A 19,595-nucleotide genomic window follows, 5' to 3' on the forward strand; every position below is an offset into this window, starting at 1 on the left:
GGTGATGCGGTACAGCCATGCCATGATTATGGGCCAGATATCACAAGATTGCAAATAAGGCAACGCTTATTCAAGCACCGTCCCATTGATCACCAACCCAAACTTGCACTGCAAACGAGCCGCCGCCGAGCGACACATCACCATCCGCGAGAGAAAGATCGCAAAATAGTCCATGACAGTCGCAATTGATGGGTCAATCGTCATATTCAGCACAATACATCGTTCGTCGGCAAGCACCTCAAGGGTAGAGCGAGTGACCGCTAGATTGACCCGATCATGAATATCATGCTTCGCCGGATCAGGTTCGTTTACCCGTGAAAGATGCACATCGGCTTTATCGGCAAGAATCAAGGCCGCCGCGACCGCACTCGTGGCATGCCCATACTCCTCTTCGTGATTGCCGATCGCACAAATAATGACAAGGATTTCTGATAACTCCATGCCCAGTTCACCCAGCAATTCCTTCGCCAGCATTGCCCCAGTCTGACCATGCAACTGGCGATTGATCAGATTGCCAATATCGTGCAGCATCCCGGCAATGGCCGCCAGTTCACCTTCACGCTCAGGATACCCGAGCTCGGCAAGTACCCGGTGAGCCGCTTTGCTTACGCGGGTCGCGTGACGTACACCGTGTTCCGTGTAGCCGATCTGTCGCAAGTTTTCGTTGGCCGCATTGAGGTACGCAAGGGTGGTTGGATGCTCACGCACCTGCTGGATCGAGACGGGCATATGCAAACTCCTTGTTGGCAAGGTTGAGGAACGGGCGGGTTGGCTGGGTCTGCTACCCTGCCCCAACTACGCTGTAACTTGAACCAGTACGCTTAGATTGGCGCAGACTTTGCCTACGCTTTTTTAGTCTGGTATCTCGTGGCTAGTATACCAGACGACGCACCATATAGTCAGGAGTACTACCATGGGTCTGTATCATCAAGCAAACGATTTCCCCGAAGACAACGCTTTTAATGGCTATGAAATGTTGATGGATGCATGCAAGAATCTTGATCCCATCAACGTTGCGGTTGTGCATCCCTGTGACGATGTCTCGCTCTCTAGTGCAATTGATGCAGCCGAGAAGGGCTTGATTATTCCCATACTGGTCGGCCCTCAGGCTCGGATTCGGGCTGTCGCCGAAGAACACGGGCTTGATCTGAGCCCGTACAAGATTATTGATGTGGAACACAGTCACGCTTCGGCAGCCAAGTCGGTGGAACTGATCAGGCTCGGTGTCGCCGAGGCCTTGATGAAAGGGAGCCTGCACACCGATGAGTTGCTGGCCGAGGTTGTCAATAAGACGACTGGCCTCCGTACCGAGCGCCGCATCAGTCACTGTTTCATCATGGATGTGCCGACCTATCCCAAACCCTTGATTGTGACCGACGGTGCGGTGAATATTACCCCCAACCTCAAGGCCAAGGCCGATATCTGTCAGAATGCGATCGAATTGGCCCAGGTGTTGCGCATCGAACAACCAAAGGTTGCTGTGCTTTCCGCTGTTGAGACGATCAACCCCGAAATCCCTTCGACCATTGACGCCGCAGCTCTGTGCAAGATGGCCGACCGTGGTCAAATTGTCGGCGGTATTCTTGATGGTCCGCTGGCGCTCGATAATGCGATCAGCATGGAGGCCGCCCGTACCAAGAAGATCGTCTCGCCTGTGGCTGGTCAGGCCGATATTCTCCTCGTTCCAAACCTTGAAGCTGGCAACATTCTTGCCAAGCAACTCACCTTCCTCGCCCGCGCCGAGGCGGCCGGGGTGATCATGGGGGCACGGGTACCGATTATCCTCACAAGTCGCGCCGATACGCTCCGGGCACGCCTGGCCTCGTGTGCAGTCGCTGTCTTGCTCGTCTATGCCCGTCGTGCTACCCTGAAATTACCAGTCTAGGCGCAAAACGGTTCAAAGAAGCTGGTTTTTTGACGCAAAGGTGCAAAGGCGCAGAGGTTTGATGTAAGTCTATGCGTAGCTTTGCGTCTTTGCGCCTTTGCGTCAATATGGGTCAACCTTCTTCAGGAGTTCAATGATGAGCAAAGCCATTCTGGTACTTAACGCAGGCTCGTCGAGTATCAAATGTACGATCTTTGATGATGTCGATACCACGCTGACTGTACGCTATCAGGGTCAGATCGAGGGAATCGGAACACAGCCCCATTTCAAGATGACTGATCAAGCCGGTGCGGTGCTCCTTGAGACTACCTGGGCCAATCCGCCCTCAGGCAAAGGTCATGCCTATGCGCTTGAGCAACTCGCTGCCTGGCTCGATCCCCATTTGCCCGAGGCTGGTCTGCTCGGTATTGGCCACCGTGTCGTCCACGGTGGGGCGCGCTACAGTGCCCCCGTGCTCATTGACGAAGTGGTGCTGCAGGATCTGCACGGGTTTATCCCCCTGGCCCCCTTGCATCAGCCTGCCAACCTCGCTGGCATTGAAGCAACGATGGCTTTCTTGCCTGGTGTGCCCAATGTTGGCTGCTTTGATACCGCTTTTCACCGTACTCATTCCATCGAGGCCGACCGTTTTGCCCTGCCCTATGCTTTCTATGATGAGGGTGTGCGTCGCTATGGCTTCCACGGTCTCTCCTACGAATATATTGCCCGCACGCTACCCAAACTTGACCCCGACCTGGCTCAGGGTCGCGTTGTTGTGGCGCATCTCGGCAATGGGGCAAGTATGTGCGCTCTCAAGGCCGGGCGTAGTGTCGATAGCACGATGGGCTTTACGGCGCTCGATGGCTTGCCAATGGGTACCCGGTGTGGCCAGATTGATCCGGGGGTCTTGCTCTATCTGATGCAAGCCAGAGCCATGGATGCTAGCGCAATCCAGGATCTGCTCTATAAAAAATCTGGTTTTCTCGGGATGTCTGGGGTCAGTAGCGATATGCGCAATCTTGAGGCCAGCGCTGACCCGCGGGCCGCCGAGGCGATTGATTATTTTGTCTACCGGATTATTCGTGAAACGGGTGCCCTGGCATCGGTGCTGGGTGGGCTCGATGGCATCATCTTTACTGCGGGGATTGGTGAAAATGTGTATAGAATCCGCGAACGTGTCTGCCGTGGCCTGGCTTGGCTTGGCCTCGAATTTGATCCGGTCGCGAATGCCCACCACGGTCCACGGATCTCGACCGCTGCCAGTACCGTTTCAGCCTGGGTCGTGCCCACCAACGAAGAGCGCATGATCGCCCTGCATACAATTGCCGCCCTGACCGATTGTTAACGTGAGACCTCACAGGTCTTGAAGACCTGTGAGGTCTGTTTTTTGATCTATATCCGCTTGGTATTCAGATACGTTCTCAATACCCTTTGCGTCAAATTAATCGGCTAAGCGATAGCGAAACAAGGCCAAAATGGCATACAATCCCTGGCTCGGTTTCATCTTTTTGCCCTCTTCATAGGTGCGCCCGATGTATGAGATTGGCACTTCAAGGATGCGATGGCCCCGCTTTAAGACTTTGGCGGTGATCTCGGGTTCGAGACGAAAGTCGTTGCTCTCTAGGCTAAGCTCACGAATGATGTCGGTGCGCATCACTTTGTAACAGGTCTCCATATCCGAGATCCAGCAGTTGAAGAGGAAATTGGTCAGGAAGGTCAACCCTTTGTTGCCAATGGCATTCCAGAAGTACATGCCGGTGTGACTTCCCATAAACCGGCTGCCGTAGACGACATCAACCTGGCCTTTGACAATCGGCTTGACGAGCGCATAATAATCATGCGGATCGTATTCCAGGTCGGCATCCTGAATAATCGTAATCTTGCCGCGGGCATGCGCCAGACCGCTTCGTACCGCTGCTCCTTTGCCGCGATTGGCGGGATGGCTGATCACGCGCATCCGGGGGTAGCGCTCGGCTGCTGCTTGCAAGACGGCCAGGGTCTCATCCGACGAATGATCGTCTACCGCAATGACCTCTTTTTCTAGCTCAATTGCATACACCTGCTCGAGGATCTGGGGGAGGGTCGTAGCCTCGTTGTAGCAGGGCATAATGATTGAGAGCAAAGGGCGTTCGTTGTGTTGGTCCATAGGATGTGTGATTTTTATTTATATTTGTGATCTAAAATCACAATGATGCCGCATGATCACCGACGTGACGGCAGATTGTAGCAGAAGCATGTGTCTCCCGTCAAACCCGGCTCAGGTTTGGTGGTATACTGCGCTCAGTTCCTTCTGTCGCTAATGCGTCAGGTTTCGTGTGCCGATGCACCGCATCGGGATGCGCTGTAGTGCCTGGCAGATCCCCACGAGAAGAGGGAGATGGCAATGTGGCGGCTCCAGAGACACCAGTGGTTCCGCCTGGGCCTCGGGCTCGTGATTAGTCTTGTGACGATCTATCTGGCGCTCAAGGGGGTTGACCTGGCAAGCGTTGGGCAGTCGCTGCGTGAGGCGAGTCTGCTCTTTGTTGGGCTGGCGCTCGGGAGTGTGGTGATCAATAACGTTGCGAAGGCCGCCCGCTGGAAGGTGCTGCTGGGTGAACGTGGTGCGCCGATTAGTCTGTGGCAGGCGTTGCGCCTGCATCTCGTTGGTCAGATGATCAATAATCTTTTGCCGGCTCGCGTTGGCGATGTGAGTCGCGTCTATCTCGCGGGTGAACTCGGGGTTTCGCGGTCGTTTGTGCTCGGTACGGTCGCGATCGAGAAGGTCGTGGATATGCTCTGTTATGCCATGATCTTTGTGCTGCTGGTTCTGTTGATGCCGTTGCCAGCTTGGGTCAGTCAGCCAGCATATCTGATGCTGGTTGTGACTGGGCTTGCGCTTGTTGCGGTGCTTGCTGGCCTTGTTGCCTACCGACGTGGTCTGCCAGTGCCTGCGTGGGTGCTTCGCTGGCTGCCCCGGCGCTTCCAGGATCGCGCTGATGCTATGCTTGCTCATCTTCTCGCAAGTTTGCATGTGTTGACCGATGCCCGCGGGCGCTGGCAGATCCTCTTCTGGTCAACGGTGGTCTGGATCACCGCCACCCTGACCAATTATCTGGTTTTGCGGGCGCTTGCCATTGATGTTCCTCTCGTTGCGTCGCTCTTTGTGCTCTTTGTGCTGATGGCCGGGATCAATGTCCCTTCAGCCCCCGGGCGCATCGGTCTCTTCCAGTACCTCTGCATCCTTTCCCTCGCGCTCTTTGGCGTTGAACAGGCTCCCGCCCTCAGTTTTGGGGTGCTCTTGCACGTGTTGACGTTTTTGCCGCCGATCATTGCTGGTTTGATCGCCCTCTGGCTGAATTTCCAGGGGAAGAAGGCCCGATCCGGATCGGCCCAGTCTGCTTCGTGTGCTGATCCTGATGAGCATGCCCGGCGTACCGAAACACGATCATCCGTTGAACACCGTACCTCGTAACGAATGAGACCGCCTATGCTATCCGATCCTTCACCTTCGCCAGACGAGGCGATGCGTTTGCCTGATCCTCAGCGGATCGGGCAGCTTGATGTGCATCCTGTACGCCTCGTCCAATTGCTCGCCTGGCTTGAATATGCCCTTGCTTGCACACAAAAACACACGGTTTTTTATGCAAACATCTATGCGGTAAATCTTGCCGAGGATGATGCTGGCTTCAAACATGCCTTTGCTCAGGCTGATCTGGTTTTTTGTGATGGTCAGGGGTTGCGCCTCGGGGCTGCGTTGCTTGGCAAGCCACTGCCTGAGCGTTTTACCCCGCCTGATTGGATTGATCGTCTCGCAGCAAGCTGTGCGGCTCGTGGCTATGGCCTCTTTTTGCTTGGGGGAGAACCGGGCGTCGCCGCAACCGCAGCTGCCCGCCTGATCGAGCGCCATCCCGGCCTCCGGGTTGCCAGTCACCACGGCTATCTCAGCCCTGACCCAACGGTCGAAGCTGCCGCGCTAGAGGCCATCGCCGCTTTTCAGCCTGCGCTGTTGCTGGTAGGGATGGGGATGCCTATCCAGGAGCGTTGGGTTACAGCACGCCGCACCGACCTTGCGGTGCCTGTGGTGATGACCGTTGGCGCGCTCTTTGATTATCTCGCTCAGACTGTGCCACGTGGGCCGCGATGGCTCACTGACCATGGCTTTGAATGGCTCTGTCGGCTCTGGTACGAGCCACAGCGACTCTGGCGGCGTTATTTGCTGGGTATTCCACGCTTCTTTGGCTTGATTCTTCGTCAGAAGATCACGCCTCGCGGGTAATGCCGGTAAGCGAGGGCGTCGCGCCCTCACACGTAGAACGAGAGCATGGCGTATGCGCGAACGGATCGAGGCACGTTTAGCCATCTTCATTCTGGTGCTTGATATCAGCGTAACCCTGGGCTGCCTCTGGGTTGCCTCGCAGTTGCGTCTCTATCTTGCATTTGGCCGCGATATTACCTCAGCGCAAACCGCCCTTCCCTGGGTCCTCTATCTCGCCGTCGCGATCCTCTGGACGAGTATCTTTGGGTTGCTTGGTCCGCACCGGCGCCTCTTGCGCAGTAGTCTCGTCGAGGCGATTGGCTGGCTCGTGGCCTCAATTGCTCTCGCTGCTCTCACCTTTGCCGGCATGCTCTACCTCTCGCTCCGCGATGTCTCACGGCTCCAGTTTCTCTATTTTGCCGGCCTGAATCTGAGTACCCTGGTCTTAATTCACATCGGCGTGCGTTTTTATCTGCATCGACGCACACCGCAGACGTTGCATCGACGAGTGCTCGTGGTGGGCGAGGCACGCACTGCCGAGCGCCTCGCCGAAACTTTTGCGACACCACGCTGGTCGGGCATGCTCGTCGCTGGCTATGCCCATACAACGGCTGACCCAAAGAGCGCGTTGCCCCATCTGGGCGCGGTCGAGGCGACGCCTGATCTGGTGAAGGCACATCAGATTGATGAGGTTATCTTTGCCCTCTCACCAGAAGAACACGCGCTGGTGGCACACATTTCGCTGGAGTTATTGCAGCAACCGGTGATGGTCCATATGATCCCCGATGTGATTGACCTCGCGTTTGCCCGTACACCTGTCGAGCAAGTGGGCGGCATTCCCTTGATCAGCCTGCGCGAACCAGCCCTCACCTACCCCCAGCGTGTCCTCAAGCGCCTCTTTGATCTGACGGCGAGCAGCCTCTTGCTCCTGCTCCTCGCCCCGCTTATGCTGGTCATTGCACTGCGGATTCGCCTCGAGTCACCTGGCCCGGTCTTCTTCTTGCAAGAACGCCTGGGAGAACAGGGGCGACGTTTTCGCATGCTCAAGTTTCGCAGTATGTACGAGCATGCCGAGCAACGCTGGCACGAGGTGCTCAAACACGATGCAGATGGCCGGGTGATCTACAAATTAGCCGACGATCCCCGCGTCACTCCGTTTGGACGCGTGTTGCGTCGCAGCAGTCTTGATGAATTACCCCAGTTGTTCAATGTGCTGCGTGGCGAAATGAGCCTCGTTGGGCCACGTCCCGAAGTGCCGGTCGTTGCGGCTGACTATGAACCATGGCAATGGCAGCGTTTTCGTGTCCCGCCGGGCATGACCGGTTGGTGGCAAATCAATGGCCGCAGCCATCGCCCGATGCACCTTCACACCGAAGACGATCTTTATTATATTCAGAATTACTCGTTTTTTCTCGATCTGCAAATTTTATTCAAAACGATCATCGTTGTCCTTCAGGGCAAAGGCGCCTTTTAATCCGTTGGGGCACGGCGGTGCCGGTGCCGTGCCCCAACTCGGCGCCGGTGGGGGCACGGCGCCGCCGTGCCCCAACTCGGCGTCAGGGCTGCCCACCATACGCGCTACCTGGCGGTTCGGCCCGCACAATGACCCGCTGGTTAAAGCGGTTGGGGCCAGTCGCAGGCCAGCAGGTGACCATCGTCAACATTTCGCGGTCGGTTGGGCCGATCAGTTGCGCATTCGCCAGCCGCTGCTCAGCCGGAACGCCCTCTTCATCAACGACTAGCCGCTCGGTGACAATATAGAGGTGCTCGCGACCTTCACTATACACAATCACTGGATCGCCAGGTTGTACATAATAAAGATCGAGAAAGACTTTGCCATAGCCCCCGACATGCCCGGCTAGCACGATATTATTCTCTTCACCAGGATTCGCCGAGCCTTTGTGGTGCCCGACCGCAAATTCGGCTACCTGCCAGACGGCGATGCGTTGCTCGCCCTGCTCGATCACATCCCAGCCCACCTCAATCACCTTCGCGTCAACCTGAATGCTCGGGATAACCAGACGCTCGACGTGCGAAACATGATCCGCCGACAATGGTGCGGGAAGCGGTGACGCGAGCACACCTGGATCGGGCGGCTCAATCAGCGGTAACCCACTGCCCGCAGGTACACTGGTCGAACGGGCTTGATCGAGGCTACTGAGATCAGGCACTGCCATGCTCGGCGCATTGATCACCAGCGCAGGCATCTCGATATCATTATCACCGCGTGCTGCAAGGCGCAGGTGCTCGACATAGAGGTAGAGACCACCCACATAGACCAGCAGATAGAGGCCGCTCACCAGCAAGAGATTGCCGAGCGTCCAGTAGATTCGGGCGGTGCGGGTCGTCGGTTCGCGTCGATGGGTCTGCGCATGTGGCATACGTGTTTTTGAATGTATCAACATAGGCTTTACTTTTATTATAGCACTCAGGAGTCTGTAACGTACGTGTTCTGGTGTCGTTCGCCAGGGCGATTGCATCATACGAAACCGGATAAGAAATATGCTCTCTTTGGCAGCATGTGCATGCAACCAGCGGCGCAAACGGCGGCATCCGGCAACAACGAGGCTCCCGCAAGGGGTGCCCCTACACAGGATCCGGCCCCCGGCCCTGTAGGGGCACCCCTTGCGGGTGCCCTGGTGGGGTGCATGCACGGAAGATGCAATCGTCCTGTGTCGTTCGCCGACCACGAATGGGGCCACGAATAAACGAAGAGCGCATGGGGCAGCCCATATTCGTTTATTCGTGAGGGTTCTTCGTGGTCGGCGGCGCTACCGGGAAACTTTTGTTACAGACTACTCACGAGTCTGTAACCCTGACAGGGCTCAGTCCGGTTAAGGTCTCATGCGTTCCGACGGCAGCAATGCTTCGCCGCCGTCGGAACATAGGACAAGTTTTGTTATCGTAGTAGGTACGTGAGGGCGGTACGACTGGATGTATGTTGTTGATCTTGGAGGCCTGCGCCATGTTCTCAGCAAATGCTCATTTGACGCGACTTGTGAAGCGGTGTACGTTAAAATTGAGCGTGACAACGTATGCTACCGATATCAGGAGGATTTGATGCGTCTACAGATGATCGTGGTTGTCTTGCTGGCGGGGTTGCTCGCAGCATGTGGCAGCGCACCAGCTGCGGCTCCTGTCGCAACCGAGGCCCCGGCTGCCGTTGCCACGACGGCCCCTGCCGCTGCCCCGGCGGCAACAACCCCAGTTGAACCAACGGCTCAGCCAGCTCAAACAACGCCTACCGAAGCGCCAACGACCAGCGAAGCGACTGAAGTTCAACTCTTTCGCATTGATCCTGCTTCATCCGAGGTGACGTACGAGGTTGGCGAGGTCTTTCTGAATCAGGACAATCGGTATGCCCTTGCGGTAGGCCGAACGCAGCAGATCAACGGCGAAATAGAGCTTGATCGTGCTAACCCGCAAAATAGCATGGTGGGGCCGATTGAAATTGATATCAGTGCGTTTGCCTCGGATAGCCCTCGTCGTGACAATGCAATCCGTGATCGCTGGCTCGAGTCGGCCCGCTTTCCCCTCGCTACCTTTGTGCCTACGCTGATCGAGGGCTTGCCTGAGCAATACACTGATGGCGAAGAGCTTACGCTGATGATTACCGGCGATTTGACGGTACGTGATGTGACCAACTCGGTCACCTTTACCGTCACGAGCCAGCTCGACGGTGCGCAACTGATCGGCAATGCCAGTGGCGAAGTCAATATGACCGACTTCGGCTTTGATCCCCCTGACATTGTTGGTGTCCTGCGCGCCGAAGATAAGGTCATCATCGGCTTTCGTTTTGTCGCCAACGCAGATTGAGCCGCGTGCCAGCAACGAGCCTTGTTGCTCGCGTGAAAACAGCCAGCATTGCTGGCTGTTTTCACGCGAGCAAAGACATTACTCCTGACCAACCAGATAAAAAATTCGGTACTCACGCACGAAGTGCTCAACAAAACGTTCGGGATCGCCATCAGAAGGCAGGTCGAGCCGTGTACGAAGCGCGTTGGCGAGTTCAGTTGCCAGCAACTGGCGTTCTTCCTGGTGGAGGGTTTCGCGGCGTCGCAAGAAGGCTTCCGCGAGTGCGTAGTCGTCAGGGCCTACCTGGTGGAGATTGGGCAGCAAAGGTGATGTCGGCGCGGCACTGTTGCGTGGCGGCACCACCACCGGATCGAGGCCACGGGCGATCTGTTCCAGCGACAAGGGATAAGCTTCGCGGATGACGAGCGTTCCCGCCGCAAGATCGCCGAGACGGCGGGCGCGATGATCGACAAACATGACCAGGACGCCCAAGCCATACCCAAATGGCAAAAAATCAACAATCCGTACGAGATTGCGGATCACCGCCGCACTGAAATCAAGAGGACGTCCACCTTCACGCATCACCCGTAAGCCGAAGATCCGCTTGCCGGGGCTTTGCCCTGACCAGAGCATTTCAAAGCTAACATAGTAACCCCAGAGCAACGCAAACGCGAGAGTTGCCCAGAGCGCGAGGATGATGGTGCCCAGGCCATTATTGCTCGCAATTGGCAGCATCACCAGGCTGAGCATAGCCTGAAGCAACAGGATCAATGTTGTATCAACGCTTGCGGCAAGGCACCGTGAGGCAACCCCGGCCACCACATATTCAATCGTGACGACCTCGGGGGTTTCGACGGCGTATTTTTCGCTCTGCAGTGCCGAGGTCATTGCGCTTCCTTTTCCTGGGGGCCTGTGGTACCGGAAGCCCGCGTGTGCTGGCGAAAACGGCCTGCGAAGTTGGCCGTTTTCGCTAGCATATGCATGAGTTTTTTGGGTGCTAGCCCGCACCCACCACGGGTCAAGTTCACAGGGCTGGCTGTTCCGCGTCGTCAGGTGGGGCTGAGATGAGCTCGGCTTCGTTGGTGGCAGTCAGATGGCTCATATCATTCACCAGACTCAGTGTCCAGTGATTGCCGTTAACTTCGATGACACTGATGGAGGTGTTGCCGATATGGGGAAAGCGCTTGAAGCCGTCACCTGCATAATTATCCGCGTGCGCAAGCAGCATACGGATGCAACCACCATGGGTCACAAGGGCCAGGGTTTGCCCCTGATGATGATGACCGAGGGCGGTGACTGTCTCGACCACCCGTGTACGCAGGGCACCCAGTGACTCACCACCACCACGGGGGATGTCTATGTTCTGGTCGAGCAGTGCTATCTCGTCGGGAAACTTCGTCTTGATCTCCTCATAGGTGAGCCCACTCCAGGTACCCAGATCGATCTCGCGGAGGCTCGGCAGCAGTTGCACGGCAACCTTGACGGCAGCCCCAATCGCCCTGGCAGTCTCGTACGCTCGGGCGAGATCGCTGCTATAGATGGCATCAAAACGCCGGCCCTCCTGTGCCAGACGACTGGCAACCAGCTCAGCCTGTTGCAACCCAATTGCATTGAGTGGCACATCGGTGTGGCCTTGCCAACGGCCTGTCATGTTCCAATCAGTCTCACCATGGCGGATGAGCAAGATGGTCGTACTCATTGGGTTTGTCGTTCCTTCTCTTCGCTAGGTAGCACGCTCTGTTTTATCATAGTACAGAAGCCGAGCAGCGGCAAGTTGCGATCATAGGTGGTATGTTCCTGGTACCATTGTGGTGCTATACTGGACGTACTACCCTTTATCCTATTTCAACGTCGCCCGGGGTATTTTCTATGAAAACCAGAAGTAACCAGCCAGTGTATCAGCGGATCGCGGTACGTCTCCTCCTGCTCTTCCTGCTCATCTTGCCCGTCGTGCAAGCAGGGGCAGGTGGGCCTGAACATGGCCTTTATGCCACCTCAAGCGTGCAAGCGCCTTTAGCCGAAGTTGTGACGACAACCGATGCGACGTCTACGCGTGCGATGATCGTCTATCTGCCTTTCGTTGCACGTAGTGAACCCGAACCAATTGTTATCCCTCCCGAACAGCAACTTTTTGTGAGCGAGGTACTTGCGGCGACGAATGCCTACCGTGCGCAGGCCGGATGTGCCCCGTTAACGCTCAGTCCGCTGTTGAGCACCTCGGCGCAGCGCCATACCGACGATATGGCGTACAACAATTTTGTCTCGCACACCGGCTCTGATGGGTCATCACCCTGGGATCGCATTCGCGCTACAGGCTACACCTACAGTCGGGCCGCCGAGAATGTCGCGGCGGGCCATACATGTCCACAGCAGGTTGTCGAGGCTTGGTATAGCAGCGATGGTCATCGCGCCAACATGCTTAACTGTGCCCTCACCGAAATTGGGATTGGCTATACCCACAACGAGCCGAGCCTCTACAAATATTATTGGACGCAAGATTTTGCGACGCCACGCTAAGACTGGTCGTTTTGCTCGCCGAAAATGCCAGCGTAGCTGGCATTTTCGGCGAGCAAAACGACCAGTCTTTTAGGGCTTTAGCCCTCCATCCACTTAGGCGAGCAACTGGATCGCACCAGGCATGACCTCGATATGCACAGCTGAGGCATCAGTCGCGACGACCTCCCCATCAGTTGCAACGGGGAAAGGCCGTGGCGAGGCAATGCTCAGTGAACGTGCCTGGGCTGTGGTCACCACTCGCAGGTTGACGTGGGTTCCCTCGATCAGCTTGGGGTAATAGCGGATCACCTGGTCAAACCGCAGGCTTTGCACGGCGCACAGGTCAAGCAGGCCATCGTCGATGACGCCCGATGGGGTCATCAAAAAACCGCCGCCTTGAAATCGCCCATTGCCAATCGTTGCAAAATAGAGTTTGCGGCGAAATTCTTTGCCATCGTAGCGAACCGACATCACGCCAGGGCGATAGGTTGCCAGGGCGCGCATCGAGGCGACGATATAGGCCCCAATGCCACTCACCCAGGTAATCTTGGGTACTTCAACGGCAACCTGCGCATCAATGCCCGCCCCGAGGCCATTGATAAAGACCCGGTGCAACTCCTGGTTGCCTGCTTCCACCACAATCTGACCAAGATCAACCGGTCGCGTCACCCCCGCTGTGATGCGCTGCACCGAGCTATTGAGGTCGCCATCGCTAAATCCAGCCAGAGCCCTGACAAAATCGCTGCCGGTGCCCAGGGGAATAATGCCAAGCTTCGCATCGCCAATGTCGCGCTGGCGACTGCCAATGATGCCATTGACGACCTCGTTGATCGTGCCATCGCCACCCACCGCCACAAGGCAATCAAATCCCCGGTCGATCGCCTGGAAGGCAAGCTCAGTCGCCCCACCACGGCTATGGGTCGCGACCAGGGTATACGCGAGATCGGCCCGGCGCAAGGCAGCCTCAAGCTCGGCTCGTCGTTGACCGGCAACCCCGCGTCCGGCGGCTGGATTGAGAATGACACAGATCTTCATCAGATCTTGACTCCTAGCGCATCGGCAACGGTAAAGATATCTTTGTCACCCCGTCCCGACATATTGATCAAGATAATCTGATCGCGGTGCATCGTCGGCGCAAGTTTCAGCGCCTCGGCGACCGCGTGCGCACTTTCGAGCGCCGGGATAATGCCCTCGAGGCGGGAGCAGGTCTCAAACGCATCGAGCGCCTCTTCATCGTCAGCCGAGGTATAGGTTGCGCGCCCAGTATCGTGCAACCAGGCATGTTCAGGCCCCACGCTTGCATAATCAAGGCCCGCCGAGACGGAATGGGTCAGAGCAATCTGGCCGGCCTCGTCTTGCAACACATACGAGTAGGTACCCTGCAACACACCGGGGCTAGCGGCGAGGAAGCGTGCCGCGTGATCGCCAAGCACCGTTCCCCGGCCACCCGCCTCGACCCCGCGCAACGCTACCTCAGCATCATCACGGAAGGCATCAAAAATGCCAATCGCATTCGAGCCACCACCAACACACGCAATGATCACATCGGGCAACCGCCCGACGGTTGCCAGCATCTGGGCACGTGCCTCACGACCAATGACACTTTGGAAATCGCGCACCATCGTTGGGTAAGGATGTGGCCCCAGGGCCGACCCGAGCAGGTAGTAGCTATCAGGATTGGTTACCCAATCGCGCATCGCCTCGTTGATCGCATCTTTCAGCGTACGTGAACCACTCGTGACCCCTCGTACCTCGGCCCCCAGCAAGCGCATCCGAAAGACATTCGGACTCTGGCGGGCCATATCCTCGGTACCCATATAGACCACGCACTCGATGCCGAGCAGCGCACAGACCGTTGCCGTCGCGACCCCGTGCTGGCCCGCGCCTGTTTCGGCAATAATGCGCCGCTTGCCCATCCGACGGGCCAGCAGGCCCTGCCCGAGGGCGTTATTGATCTTGTGGGCACCCGTATGTGCCAGATCTTCACGTTTGACATAGATGCGGGCACCACCACACTGCTCGGTCAGACGCGCCGCAAACGTCAACGGCGTTGGTCGCCCCGTATAGGTGCGTTGCAGGTGATCAAGCTCCTCCCAGAACGTCGGGTCGGCAGCGGCATCCTGATAGGCTGCCTCAAGGCTTGTCACTGCGGGCATCAACGTCTCGGGCACATAGCGTCCACCATAAGGGCCAAAACGCCCTGTGCCGATGCTTTCGGCTGAGCCTGGGATCATAGCAGTCAAACTCTCTCTCAAGGTAAAGTTAGGGGGTGGCGCAAGAGGTGGTTGCCTCTGGCAACCACCTCTTGTACCCCTACGTTGCAACAAAGCGAGGACAAGGCCTACTTCTGGATCAGGCTCTCGTCCTTATTTTTCTCACCCTCTTCAAGCAGCATAATGGGAATGCCATCCTCAACCGGGTAGCGGAAGCCGTTGCGCCGGTTCACGAGCCATTCTTTGCCACTGCTGTCGGTGATCAGTTCAACCGGACCTTTGTCGCCTGGATCGGCAAGAATGCTGAGCAATTCAGGACTAATGACCCGCCGACTCCCTTCACCAGGCAGAGAAGTTGCCTGTGGAACATCAAACGCGCTATCTTCGCGATACTGGCGAATGGCTCGGAAGATCACAATGCCAAGCCCCACAAATGCGACAAGACCAAGGAGACGTAGCCAACCTTTCATTGATTCCTCCTCATATATAGACGGCACAAACCTGTACTGAAGTACGAACTACGACCGTAGTACGAACATACTCCCCTCAATTATAGTACACTTTTCCCTAGCGTTGTATCGCATGGTACTCAGTTTGCAGGGGCAATCCCTACGGGGTGGACTACTTTATGGACGTACCGTCCGTCCGCGTACCGGTGTCACCTCCTCATGCCACGGATGGGCGATGCGATCGGTGTCGTCCCACACAAGCAGGCGACCCACCGGACGCGATCCCTGGGGGTAGGTTACTTCGAGAAAGGGAAAGCGCTGCTCTTGACGTCGCATCGTCGCAATATCGAGAATAATCTCGGTCCAACTGCCAGTATTTACATAAAATTGTCCAAGGCCAAGGGGCACGATGCGGGCGAGATGCGTATGACCACAGACAAAGAGCGTGTCATGCTGATGCGCGGGGCGACGGGCAATTTCAAGGATGGCGCGGGTTGACTGATCGCTGAATGTGCGTTGTTCGCGGGCGATCTGCCGCGTCGCTTCACTCTGCAGTTGCAACAGTACTTCATCAGAAGGTTTGACCGCCCCCGCTACGTTGCCCACCTGGCGCGCCACTTCGCGGCGACGCGCTACCCGTCCACGGCGGAACCGTACCACCGCCGCCCAGAGCCGATGCAGGATCGGTAGGTCTGGCATGGCCTCTGGCAGGCTTTCATCACTGACTGGCGATAACTGATGTGATGCCGGCCAGGCGACAACCTGGAGAAACCCGGTCACTCCACGTGCCAAAAAACGTCGGGACGCCTGGTTCCGCAACCGCGGTAGGGCAAGCAGATACCAGAAGAGTGCAGACGAGGGCTTGATATTGTCAATCAAATGGGCAAATGGAAGGGGATCATCTTCCAGATCGTTGATGACTTCTTTGACTAATTGACTCCCACGGATCATCTCAAATGGTTCGCTGACGCCATTAAAGTGAACAAAGCGGTTCCAGGGATCAAACTGGTTGCCATGCACAATATAGACGCCCCCGCCATGATAGTGCAGCCCGAAACGTAACCGTAGATCATCAACCCTGACCCCGAGCGCCTCACGGAGGCACTGCCTGGCACTTGGAAAGTGCAACTCGAAGTCGTGGTTCCCTACGAGAATGGTGAGACAATGGCGCGGCTGTGCAATGAAGCGTGCCAGGGCCTCAATCGCCGGGCGATGCGCCTCCAGAATAGCCTCCATGCGCTGGCGAGCGGCACTATCGCTATACTCGTCATCCCGCAGATCGGGCAGGCGTATTTGCAAAAACTCGAAGGTGTCTCCGGCCAAAATCAGATCCGTTGGTTCATCACTTTTGACATATTGATCAACAAAACGGACAAAACTTGCATCAGTTTGAAAATCATCAAGCAGATCTCCTCCTCCCATATGGAGATCGCTCAGCACAATCCGGCGTTGATGCGTCTGGATCAGGGCTGGATCAAATTGACCGGTGGTATATCCCGTGGGACGGAGAATAATGCGCCGGAAGTGCATCACCAGACGGCGGAAGAGCAAGATGACAACTGTAACCCCCAGCACCAGCACTTTGAGCCGGAGGAGAAGACGAAGCAATGAGAAGCTACTGGGAGGCACGTGCTGCTGCAATGAAAGCCTCAATCTTTGCGCTATCTTTTACACCATCGGTCTCAACGCCACTGCTCACGTCGACCCCATGTGGTTGCACTGCGGCAATCGCCGCCGCGACATTCCCTGGTGTCAGCCCGCCCGCTAGAAGTGCCGGTACTCGTGCGGCCAGTTCACGGGCCTGACCCCAATCGGCCAGGGCACCAGTCCCACCATAATGACCGGGAACATGGGCATCAATCAGCAGGGTTACTCTGCCTCTGTCCGCTTCACGCTCGGCCAGTTCCAGCCAGGCTACTTCGTCAGTTGAACCGTCAAGGCGCACCGTTTTGAGAATCGGGCACTTGATGGTTGTGGCATCACTGGCTGGCTCGGTACCACTGAGTTGCACCAGATCTAGATCCAGGTGATCGGCAACCTCTTGAATGAAGGCAGGTTCACGATTGACAAAGAGGCCGACCAGGCGTGGGTAAGGGGGCGGGCCTGCGCGAAATGCAGCCACAAGTTGGGTCGCCTCGGTAAGGCTTACCTGGCGGCGACTCGGCGCAAACACAAGCCCGAGCATATCAGCACCTGCCAGCGCGGCTACACGCATGTGTTCTTGCGTACGTAAGCCACAAATTTTGATCAGCATAGGCAACGTTCCCGCAAGTCTCCCACCTTCTGCGAAAGTGCCCCCAGAGCACTGACGAGCTTTGGGGGCACCTTCCCGTACCATCGTACGTGTCATCTCTACTCTGCGTCGAGAGGGGTTTCCTCTTTGAGCACGTAGTAGATGCGTTTGCCACGGCCGCTCCGCTCAAGGATGCCATTGTTGATGGCTTGTTTGACCATGGTTCGGAGTTGCTCATTGGTGCGTGCAAGGTTGTGTTCTTTGCGCCAGCCACGTAGTGTATCGAAGATCTGCTGGAATGAGGTCGGCTTGGCAAAACTCGCCATCATGTGCCGAAATACGTCCCACTCTTCATCGGTAAACAAGATTGGCTCAACCACTTCTTGTTCACCCGCAGGGGCTTCTTCCGTCTCGTCAACGGTCTGAACAACCTCCGTGGATGCAGGCTCTCCACCCTCGGGTGCTGCTTCGGCGTGGGTCTCGGCGACCGCCTCGGGGTGGGTCTCGGCGACCGCCTCGGGGTGGGTCTCGGCGACCGCCTCGGGGTGGGTCTCGGCGACCGCCTCCGCATCGTGTGCATCCTCAGCGTGCCCCTCGGTGAGTTCAGACACGGGCGCGGCCTCGCTCGGGTGAACCTCCTCAAGATCAGTTGACTGGCGGGCCTGATCCTCAGCGGCAACCGCGTGGGCCACAGCTTCCCAGGCCTCTTCGTGAGGAACCTCTGGTTCAGACGCCATCGCCTCCCAGTCAACCTCAGCGGGGGCGAGCAGTTGGGCGGCAAGCGCACTGGCTGCTGCTTCCCAGGCTGCATCATCAGAACCATCGCTGTCGAGCGCCAGAAGATCTGGTGACTCAGCGGCCAGGAGTGGTTCAGCGGAGTGAAGTTCGCGCAGATCAGCAGCCATCAACTCATCGGGGGCGTGCTCTTCAAAGAAAGCAACGACTTCAGCCGACTCTTCCAGGTGATCGAGCGCGAGCAGTTCATCATCACCGACAGAGGTTGCATCGTCAGGATCATCAAAATTGAGCGCACTCTCAGCGGCCAGCAGTGGATTGACACCCTCGGTTGAGGGATGGGCCGCATTCTGCGGACGGCGGGAACGGCGACGACGGCGGCGGCTACTTGATGCTGGTGGCTCGGGCGCAGGTGGCTCGATCAGAAGTGGTTCGCTGCGACCATTCAAGCTTACTGAAGGATCAATGACCGGCTCAAGCGGTAATTCATCGGTCAGCGCAGCGGCAAACTGCGAGAGTTTGTAGGGGTCTTCGCCGGGCAGAAAGACTTCATTGACCGTCCCACTCGTAAAGATCTGCACCTTGCCACGCTTTTCCGCATCAACGACAAAGTCCTTAAACTTGGCAAACGGGCGATTATTCAGGTCGCGATAGCGGCTCTCTTTGAAATCACCGCCCATCAACTCTTTCATCACCAGTTTGATCGAGCCAAGGGTCGAGACATAGCCACGCTTGCGGACGAGATGGATTGCTTCAACCAGTACGGCATAGATATCAACCTCAGCTACAACCGGTACTGGTGATGGCGGTACCGGGGTTGCCACTGCCACTGGTTCGGGAACCACCGGTTCACGGCTTCGCTCACGGGGCGCAGGCTCGAAGGTGGCGGCATCAAGACCACGGTTGATCTCAGTCGCCCGATTGGCAATCGCCGTTGCCATCACTGAACCACCGGTCTGACGGCCTACCAGTTGCTCATAAAAGACAAACTCATCGGCACTCTGCGCGAGGTGCGTGCTGGCCGCACCGCCAATGCCAATGATATAGACCTCTTTGCCTTGCTGGCGAATACTATTGACCAGAGGGATAAAATCACGATCCCCCGTTACAAGGACAAACTTACTGATATTCGTATTAACAAACAGGGTCTTCATAGCATCGATACAAAGATTCATATCAACGCTATTTTTAATTGCCCGCCCTGTGCGGCCCATATCCTTATCGTAATAGTAGGTAGCCACATAGATAGGCTCTATCGCATTGGCATAGAGCGCACTAGTGACCCGTGGATAGCGATACCAATCGGCGTATGCCCGTGAAATAACCACACGTCCGAGGTCGCTACAACGATCCATTATCGCTTCGAAATTAGGATTGGCATTCAGCTTATCACGGACACTGACATAGACGTTTTCGAAGTCGATAAAGACCGCGACATCAGGTCGCCTCTGCTCATACATTGGTTACTAACTTACTCCTGTTGTGTGGGTGAGGTGAGGTGCGGAGAGAGATACTTCGGGGCCAGCACGAGGCAACGTTTCTGGTTATCTGGTAGAGCGGGAGTCGGCTACCACCA

General features: G+C 56.7%; 18 protein-coding genes. 7 read left to right on the plus strand and 11 right to left on the minus strand.

The window, feature by feature from the left end; translation table 11 throughout:
* Window positions 1-66: 66 nt before the first annotated feature.
* Window positions 67-729 (minus strand): HD domain-containing protein, encoded by a 663-nt coding sequence (locus EYB53_RS13120; RefSeq protein ID WP_135478630.1) that lies wholly within the window; start codon window positions 727-729, stop codon window positions 67-69.
* Window positions 730-913: 184 nt separating this feature from the next.
* Between EYB53_RS13120 and EYB53_RS13125 the strand changes: the two genes are divergently transcribed.
* Entirely contained in the window at window positions 914-1,885 is a 972-nt protein-coding gene (locus EYB53_RS13125) for a bifunctional enoyl-CoA hydratase/phosphate acetyltransferase (protein WP_135478631.1), read from the plus strand.
* 133 nt (window positions 1,886-2,018) lie between these two features.
* Window positions 2,019-3,209, plus strand: coding sequence for an acetate/propionate family kinase (locus EYB53_RS13130; protein WP_205712653.1), 1,191 nt, complete (start codon window positions 2,019-2,021; stop codon window positions 3,207-3,209).
* A gap of 96 nt (window positions 3,210-3,305) precedes the next feature.
* On the opposite strand, the gene EYB53_RS13135 is transcribed toward EYB53_RS13130, so the two are convergent.
* Window positions 3,306-4,010, minus strand: coding sequence for a glycosyltransferase family 2 protein (locus EYB53_RS13135; RefSeq protein ID WP_135478632.1), 705 nt, complete (start codon window positions 4,008-4,010; stop codon window positions 3,306-3,308).
* Between the two features lie 231 nt (window positions 4,011-4,241).
* Between EYB53_RS13135 and EYB53_RS13140 the strand changes: the two genes are divergently transcribed.
* The 3 genes from EYB53_RS13140 to EYB53_RS13150 are packed head-to-tail and all read left to right on the plus strand — an operon-like array spanning window position 4,242 to window position 7,572.
* Window positions 4,242-5,315 (plus strand): lysylphosphatidylglycerol synthase transmembrane domain-containing protein, encoded by a 1,074-nt coding sequence (locus EYB53_RS13140; RefSeq protein ID WP_135478633.1) that lies wholly within the window; start codon window positions 4,242-4,244, stop codon window positions 5,313-5,315.
* A gap of 15 nt (window positions 5,316-5,330) precedes the next feature.
* A complete protein-coding gene (locus EYB53_RS13145; protein WP_167857388.1) occupies window positions 5,331-6,119 on the plus strand; it encodes a WecB/TagA/CpsF family glycosyltransferase in 789 nt (262 codons plus the stop codon).
* Between the two features lie 52 nt (window positions 6,120-6,171).
* A complete protein-coding gene (locus EYB53_RS13150; protein WP_135478635.1) occupies window positions 6,172-7,572 on the plus strand; it encodes a sugar transferase in 1,401 nt (466 codons plus the stop codon).
* 82 nt (window positions 7,573-7,654) lie between these two features.
* On the opposite strand, the gene EYB53_RS13155 is transcribed toward EYB53_RS13150, so the two are convergent.
* Window positions 7,655-8,479 carry a sortase gene (locus EYB53_RS13155; protein ID WP_135478636.1) on the minus strand — a complete coding sequence of 275 codons (825 nt, stop codon included), beginning with the start codon at window positions 8,477-8,479 and terminating at the stop codon, window positions 7,655-7,657.
* Window positions 8,480-9,158: 679 nt separating this feature from the next.
* On the opposite strand from EYB53_RS13155, the gene EYB53_RS13160 reads away from it, so the two are divergent.
* A complete protein-coding gene (locus tag EYB53_RS13160; RefSeq protein WP_167857389.1) occupies window positions 9,159-9,914 on the plus strand; it encodes a YceI family protein in 756 nt (251 codons plus the stop codon).
* A gap of 78 nt (window positions 9,915-9,992) precedes the next feature.
* Here the strand turns inward: EYB53_RS13160 and EYB53_RS13165 are convergent, their stop codons facing one another.
* Together EYB53_RS13165 and EYB53_RS13170 are read right to left on the minus strand one after the other, a co-directional pair.
* Window positions 9,993-10,781 carry an RDD family protein gene (locus EYB53_RS13165; RefSeq protein WP_135478638.1) on the minus strand — a complete coding sequence of 263 codons (789 nt, stop codon included), beginning with the start codon at window positions 10,779-10,781 and terminating at the stop codon, window positions 9,993-9,995.
* Window positions 10,782-10,917: 136 nt separating this feature from the next.
* Window positions 10,918-11,592, minus strand: a complete 675-nt coding sequence (locus tag EYB53_RS13170) for a histidine phosphatase family protein (protein ID WP_135478639.1) — start codon at window positions 11,590-11,592, stop codon at window positions 10,918-10,920.
* A 170-nt stretch (window positions 11,593-11,762) separates the two neighbouring features.
* Here EYB53_RS13170 and EYB53_RS13175 point away from each other — a divergent pair, with 170 nt between their 5' ends.
* Window positions 11,763-12,410, plus strand: a complete 648-nt coding sequence (locus tag EYB53_RS13175; protein ID WP_135478640.1) for a CAP domain-containing protein — start codon at window positions 11,763-11,765, stop codon at window positions 12,408-12,410.
* Between the two features lie 93 nt (window positions 12,411-12,503).
* On the opposite strand, the gene EYB53_RS13180 is transcribed toward EYB53_RS13175, so the two are convergent.
* From EYB53_RS13180 to EYB53_RS13205, 6 genes are all read right to left on the minus strand, one after another.
* Window positions 12,504-13,424 (minus strand): diacylglycerol/lipid kinase family protein, encoded by a 921-nt coding sequence (locus tag EYB53_RS13180; RefSeq protein ID WP_135478641.1) that lies wholly within the window; start codon window positions 13,422-13,424, stop codon window positions 12,504-12,506.
* On the minus strand, window positions 13,424-14,623 hold the full coding sequence (gene trpB / locus EYB53_RS13185) for a tryptophan synthase subunit beta (RefSeq protein ID WP_135478642.1): 1,200 nt from the start codon (window positions 14,621-14,623) through the stop codon (window positions 13,424-13,426). Before trpB ends, EYB53_RS13180 begins: the two co-directional genes overlap by 1 nt.
* Window positions 14,624-14,730: 107 nt before the next feature.
* The gene (locus EYB53_RS25320; protein ID WP_097654546.1) at window positions 14,731-15,072 is read right to left on the minus strand and encodes a Trm112 family protein; all 342 of its coding nucleotides are present in this window, start codon (window positions 15,070-15,072) and stop codon (window positions 14,731-14,733) included.
* Window positions 15,073-15,228: 156 nt separating this feature from the next.
* Entirely contained in the window at window positions 15,229-16,659 is a 1,431-nt protein-coding gene (locus tag EYB53_RS13195) for a metallophosphoesterase (RefSeq protein ID WP_254151060.1), read from the minus strand.
* 7 nt (window positions 16,660-16,666) lie between these two features.
* Window positions 16,667-17,305, minus strand: coding sequence for a phosphoribosylanthranilate isomerase (locus EYB53_RS13200; RefSeq protein ID WP_135478643.1), 639 nt, complete (start codon window positions 17,303-17,305; stop codon window positions 16,667-16,669).
* Window positions 17,306-17,403: 98 nt separating this feature from the next.
* Entirely contained in the window at window positions 17,404-19,479 is a 2,076-nt protein-coding gene (locus tag EYB53_RS13205; protein ID WP_135478644.1) for an NYN domain-containing protein, read from the minus strand.
* Window positions 19,480-19,595: the final 116 nt, after the last annotated feature.

Origin of the sequence: Candidatus Chloroploca mongolica, from assembly GCF_004762035.2 — a bacterium.
Taxonomy (GTDB): Bacteria; Chloroflexota; Chloroflexia; order Chloroflexales; family Chloroflexaceae; genus Chloroploca; species Chloroploca mongolica.